The organism is Nocardia sp. NPDC004722, from assembly GCF_053601505.1.
On the sequence record NZ_JBSGBY010000519.1, the window covers coordinates 1 to 6124 of the forward strand.

Consider the following 6124-nt stretch of genomic DNA (forward strand, 5'->3'; position numbering starts at 1 on the left):
CCGCCGCCACCAGCTCACCGCGAACACCAACGTGGCCGCCGCGGCCGCCGGCGCCAGCGCGTCGTAGCGGGTCAGATAGCCCAGCCCGAGCGCGATCCCGCACGCCACCAGATCATCCACGTCATCGGTGCGCATCCACCGCATCAGCCGCCGCGCCGCCCAGCACAGACAGAACAGGAACAGCGCCTCGCTCATCCCGTTGCCGCCGTAGAACACCACCATCGGATTGATCGCGAACACCGCGGTCACCAGCCCGCACAACCAGCGCGGCGCACCACGATCCACGCCGATGCCCCACACCATGGTCACCGCCCCGGCCATGAACAGCGCCGTCATCAGCACCCCGGACAGCCCCCACCGGGTGATGCCGGGCAGCCACCCCGACACCGCCACGAACGGCAACTGCGCCAACGAGGTGAGCGGCGTGAACACGAACCCGATCGCCGACAGGTGCGGGTCCCGGCTCAGCAGCGCCGACTGCGTGGCCGACACCCGGCTCAACGCGTCGCCCATCAGATCGGCGCGCCCCGCGGTCACGAACGCGCCCGTGCCCAGGTACAGCGCCGTAGACCCGGCGAAGATCAATTGCGGTGTGCGTATCCGGTTCATGACGCGCCCTCCGCCGAAGTCGAGCTGTCGGTGGTACCCAGACCGTGAAACGTCTTCTCCCAGTACGACGGATTGCGCAACAGCTGCCAGCACCCCTTGGTGGAGGCGACCGCCATCAGCAGCCAGTACAGCGGCGACAGCAGACACGCCAGCAGCAGATCCGGCCGCCCGTTCTCCCGGCACGCCACCAGATTCATGTACACCGTCGCCGCATTGCCGAGCACCAGCGCGATGAGCGCCGGAAAGTACACCGCCGCCGGGAAGATCCGCTCGATCACCTCCGGCTGCCCCAGCACCCAGGCCAGCGTGACGAACCAGAAGATCAGGTTCAGGCACGCGATGATCGGCGTGCCCGCCAGGATCAGCGTGAACCGCAGGAAGCTGGTCGGCCCGATCTTGCGCCACAGTTCCCGGGGCCGGCGCGCGTGCACCAGCCAGCTCTGCAGATAGCCCTTGTACCAGCGCGACCGCTGCCGGATCCAGTTGATCGGATCGGGATTGGCCTCTTCGAGCGTCACCGAATCGATGACGGCCGTGGAGTATCCGCGCGCCGCGATCCGCACCCCGAGGTCGGCGTCCTCGGTCACGTTGTACGGATCCCACGCCCCGATCGCCACCAGCACATTGCGCCGGAAGTGATTCGAGGTGCCGCCCAAGGGAATCGGCGCGCTCGAACGCATCAACCCCGGCAGCAGGAATCCGAACCACAGCCCGTAATCCATGGTGAACCAGGCGGTCAGCAGATTCTGCCGGGCATTGTGGAAGGCCAGCTTGGCCTGGATGCACACCACCGAGCGCGGCAGCGTCCGGAACGCCGCCACCACCCGCCGCAGTTGCAGCGGGTCGGGAATGTCCTCGGCGTCGTAGATGGTGACGATATCGCCGGTGGCGGCGTGCAATCCGTAGTTGCAGGCCTTCGGTTTGGTGCGCGGATCGGCGGCGGGCACCAGCACGATGGTGATGTGTTCGCTTCCGGCCGTGCCGATTCCGGCGGCGCGGGCGGCGTCGATGGTGGGATCGTCGTCCTCTTCGAGCAGCAGCAGCGCCTGCATCTTGTCGCGGGGATAGTCCAGGCCGTTGAGCGCCGCGATGAGATCGCCGACCACCTCGGGCTCACCGTAGGCGGGCACCAGGATCGTGTACGGCGGCAGATCCTTCTCGGGCAGCGCCCGCGCGGTGTCGTCGTCCACGGTGAGGATGGCGTCGCGGGACATGCCGCGCGCGAAGATCAGCACCCGGTCCACCATGACCGCCATGTAGCCGACCGTGCACGCCGCCACCAGCACGGTCACCGTCGGCAGCGGGAAGAACACCGCGCACACCACCGCCAGCACCGCCACCGCGATCGCCGAATTGCGTTGCCACGGTAGGAAGGCCACCGAGGCCGAGGCCATCGGATCGTTCTCCCGCAGACCGTGCACCGCGACGTGCAGCGCGTGCTCTCGCTCCTCGGGCGTGGCCAGACCCGGCAGATCGGTGCTCATCTCGGGCGGATCAGTGCTCATCACCGGCTCCCGTCGACACGATCGCGCGCGCCACCTCGGTCAGCATGTCGCGGTCCTTGTGCTCGGAATCCGGGTCGCCCGCCTCGGATTCCGGGTCGGTGATCACCGCATTGCCGCGCAGAATCTGGTGCATCAGGTTCTCGAAGGTCCCGGTGACTGACGGCTCCGGTTGCGGGAACTCGGCGTCGGGCAGGTGATTGTCGGCCGCCACCAGGCTGATTCGCTCGGTGCCGTCGCGCCCCTGCCAGGTCCAGCTCAGCCACGTCCAGCTCAGCAGCCGCCGGTCGTCGAGCACGGTATTGAGCCGGGCGGTCACCCCGTGCCCGAGGTCGACGCGCACCGGCGGGCTGATGCGTGGCTGGCTGAGCCGGTACATCACGAACTCCGGATAGCGCCCCAGGGTGTGCGGCTCGTCGGAGCGCACGATATCGACCATGATGCGGCGACGTCGGGATTCCTTGTCCCACTGCGGATTCCCGCGCGCGGCCTGCCAGCCCTGCCGGGTCCAGGAGGTGCCGTGCCCGAAATAGCGCGGTGCCCAGGGATATTGACGTTCCCCCAGCAGCTGCCAGCCCGGCGTCACCTGCGGTGTTTCGGCCACCGTCAGCCCGGCGAATTTCGGTGCGCTGATCAGATATTCGGCAGGCAGTGGGATCAGCATCACGACCACGGTCGAGAACACCACCGCCGCGGCCGCGCTCCACGACCGCTTGGCCGTCACCGGCATCAGTGACCGGCCCAGCGGCCGCACCGAGGTCCAGTTGCGGTGATCGAGGTACATGATCGTCGCCGTCGCGAACACCGCGACGCAGGGCGGAATCATCTGATAGGCGAACAGCGGCGCGTCGATGAACCAGATCCGCAGCACCACCAGGGTGATCACACCGAACACCAGCGCGCACGCCGCGGCCACCAGCGCCCGCCTGCGGGTACGGCCCGCCGCGATGGCCGCCGCCGCGGCCGCCGGAATCAGAATCGCCTCGGCCGCCGCCCGGTGACCGCCGCCCAGCGTGATGACCGCCTGTAGATAGAACGTCGGGATCGAGCACAGCAGCACCAGCAGCCAGGCGGGCCAGAACCGGAACACCGGCCGCAGCCCGAACAGCAGGATGCTCATGCTCATCACGAACAGCGGCAGCGCGATCAGATCCAGGTGCAGCACTTCGTATTCGTAGGGGTAGCGCTGCACCAGCAGTCCCAGCAGCGCGATGGTCGCCACCGAGCCGAGCAACCCCACGATGATGTCGGTCTGCCGGTCGTAGATCGGCAACTCCGGACGGCGGCGCAGCGCGAGCCCGAGGGTCGCGAACACACCGAGCACCGGTACCGCGAAGATGTAGCCGATGTCCGAGCCCTGCCGCACATCCTCGGCCAGTTCGGCGAACAGATGCCGGAACGCCAGCAGTGTGGCGGCGACCACCAGGCCGAACCGTGCGAGTGTCAGCCACGGTACGGTCCGGCCCGGGGTGCGAGATCCGGTGGCGGTGGTCATGATCAGCGCCGGCGTCGCCGCGGTAGCAGGATCACCACCGCCGCCAGCAGACCCGCCGCCAGCGCCACCCCGCCGCCGAGCGCGAGCCGCCGGGCCAGCGGAATCGGCGAATTGCCGGACCCGTTGGCGGCGATCTCGGCGGCCAGGTTCACGGCCGGATCGAACAGCTCCGGCTCCCGGTCCCCCACCTGCAGCAGCGTCGGGCCGCTCAGCCGGAAGGACCGATCCGGATCGGCCACCAGCCAGGTCAGCAGCCGGTCCAGGTGCTCGGGGGACTGGGTGGAGGTGGCGACGACCACCGTCCGCTTCCCGGTCCAGGTGGCCTGCAGCGAACCGAAATTCAGCGGCGGGCGCAGGTCGATCTTCGTCTCCAGTTCCGCGTCGTCGCCGTAGACGGTGAGCGTCTCGCCGCTGCGCGACAGCGGCAGCGTGATCGATTGCGGGACATCGCCGTCGGCGGCGATCAGTACGGCGGGCAGGGTCGAGCGGACCGCGTCGTCGAAGCTCACCAGCTCCGGGCGCAACGGCACCGAGGTGAGCCGCTGCACCGCGATCAGCACCTGCGCGGCGCGCACGGTATCGGCGAATCCCGGTGTCTTCATACCGATCTGGACCCGCGGCAACAGGCCCTGCGGCACCGCGCCCAGACCGCCCGGCACCGGCGGGGTCGCCGTATCGCTCTGCACGGCGCCGTCGGGATCGATGGTGAGCGTCACCGGCTGCTCGAGCCCACACCCGTGGGTCAGCCCCGCCTGCTGCAGGGTCACCGACACCGTGGTGAAGCGGGTCAGCAGCGCGTTCGGGATGTCGACCCACCCGTCGAAATGCCCCGACGAGGTCACCGGCCAGGCCGCGAGCTGCCGGTCCCCGACGGTCACGGCGAGCTGACCGTTGAGGGTGTCCGGCAGCGGAGTGTGATTGCCGTACAGGTTGATTCGCACATTCCGCGACGGCCGTCCCAGCCGGGTCATATCGACGGTGAAGTCGATGCGCACATACCCGATGGCGGTCGCGCTGAGCCGGTTCTGTCCCAGCGCGGCCAGCGTGGTGGTTTCCGGGGCCAGCTGCGGGGCCGCGGGCAGGCCCAGCGCGGTGGCCGAGGTGCCCAGCGCCGCCTTGGCGAGATCGCTGGTGAGCAAACGCATCTGGGTCGGCAGCGCCTTCGCGTCACCGGAGACGGTCAGCAGCGGCGCGGGCCCGGTGGTCAGGCGCAGCCCGGCGTCGGCGGCCTCGCGCACCACGATCTGCCGTTCCAGGAAGGCGGGCGGATGATCGGGCGGTGTCGCGCCGCTCGCGATCGGCCGGATATCCACCGCGACAGGCTGATTCGCGTAGCGCGCGGTCACCGCCGTGGTCAGCGACAGCACCGCGGAGCTCTCGGTGGTCGACGGCTGCGCCGGGGTGTACACGGTCAGCCGATTCAGCACCGGCGGCAGGAATTCCGCCACCGTCGACGGCTGCGCCTCCTCGCCGGAGTAGATCACCGCGGCATCGGTCAGCGTCAGCGGCTGCCCCTGCCAATCCTCCGGGCAGATACCGGCGTCCGGCAGCAATGCCGAGGTCAAGGCGACACTCACGGCCGCACCCTGAAGCTTGGCCCCGGCCAGGGAGATCCGGATCGGCGCACGCGGATCCTGCGGCAGCCCCACCCGATCCAGCAGCCGCTGATCCGAGCGGGCCTCGATGCTGCCCCGCGCCAGGGTGGGCGGCGCCTGCACGGTGCCGGTGATCGCGGTCGGCGCGAGGCCCGGCAGCAGCGGCAGCGTGAGCGTCACCTCGTGCTCACGCCCGGGGAATTGCAGCGACTTGCCCAGTCCCAGGCTCTGCAACGCGATCGGATGATCCCCGGGCTCGGCGTGCGCCACGGGTAACCGTCCGAACCCGACCGGCGACAGCAACCCGGCAGGCGCCGACAGCATGCCGACCGGCAGCGACAGCGTCGCGACCGCGAGGACGGCCGTGGCGGCACACCGCCCGGACCACCTGCGGGACATGAACGTGCGAGAGATCATGCGGAGGCTCCCAGGGGCGGAGGTCAGGCCATGGCGATGGCTCGGAGCCCGGTGCGTGTCCGAACCGGGTTACAACCAGGTGGGGTCGCCGAAAACCGCACCGCTGTCATCGGTTTCGGCGGATTTGGCGTAGATGTAGGTGTACTGCCGGATGGAGACCGGCCCGGCGCACTGATTCACCGCGATGTGGAAATCGCGAATGATGATCTGGACCTGCTTGCCCGGAATCAGATCCTTGTCGGCGACGGCGATGTCCTTCACCTCGCCCGGGGCGAGGTTGACGCTCATGGGCACCTGGATGTTCGGCCCGATGATCGCCACCCCGGGACTCGACGACAGATTCGCGGTCGGCACATAGACCTGGGGGATCGCCCCGACGTTGCCATTGGGCAGGGTCACCGAACAGCCGACGTGATAGCCGGTCTTGAGCTGCCCACCGGCGATCCCGTCCATCCAGCCGTCTTCCCAATTGCCGTCGGCCGGCACTTCGGCCAGTGCGGCGGCGT

Annotated in this window: 4 protein-coding genes and 1 pseudogene; all 5 read right to left on the minus strand. The window is 69.2% G+C overall.

Annotated features, from left to right (window positions below; translation table 11 throughout):
• Positions 1-609: pseudogene (locus tag ACWELQ_RS35195) on the minus strand (ABC transporter); the annotation flags it as partial.
• The gene (locus ACWELQ_RS35200) at positions 606-2114 is read right to left on the minus strand and encodes a glycosyltransferase (protein ID WP_452401337.1); all 1509 of its coding nucleotides are present in this window, start codon (positions 2112-2114) and stop codon (positions 606-608) included. The pseudogene ACWELQ_RS35195 and the gene ACWELQ_RS35200, both read right to left, overlap by 4 nt.
• Positions 2104-3606: a hypothetical protein gene (locus ACWELQ_RS35205; protein WP_452401338.1), complete on the minus strand. Its 1503-nt coding sequence runs from the start codon at positions 3604-3606 to the stop codon at positions 2104-2106. The genes ACWELQ_RS35200 and ACWELQ_RS35205 overlap by 11 nt, the downstream gene beginning before the upstream one ends.
• Positions 3607-3608: 2 nt before the next feature.
• Positions 3609-5618, minus strand: coding sequence for a hypothetical protein (locus ACWELQ_RS35210; protein WP_452401339.1), 2010 nt, complete (start codon positions 5616-5618; stop codon positions 3609-3611).
• Between the two features lie 69 nt (positions 5619-5687).
• Positions 5688-6124 (minus strand): MspA family porin (locus tag ACWELQ_RS35215; protein WP_452401340.1); only part of this gene is annotated, 437 nt, incomplete at its 5' end.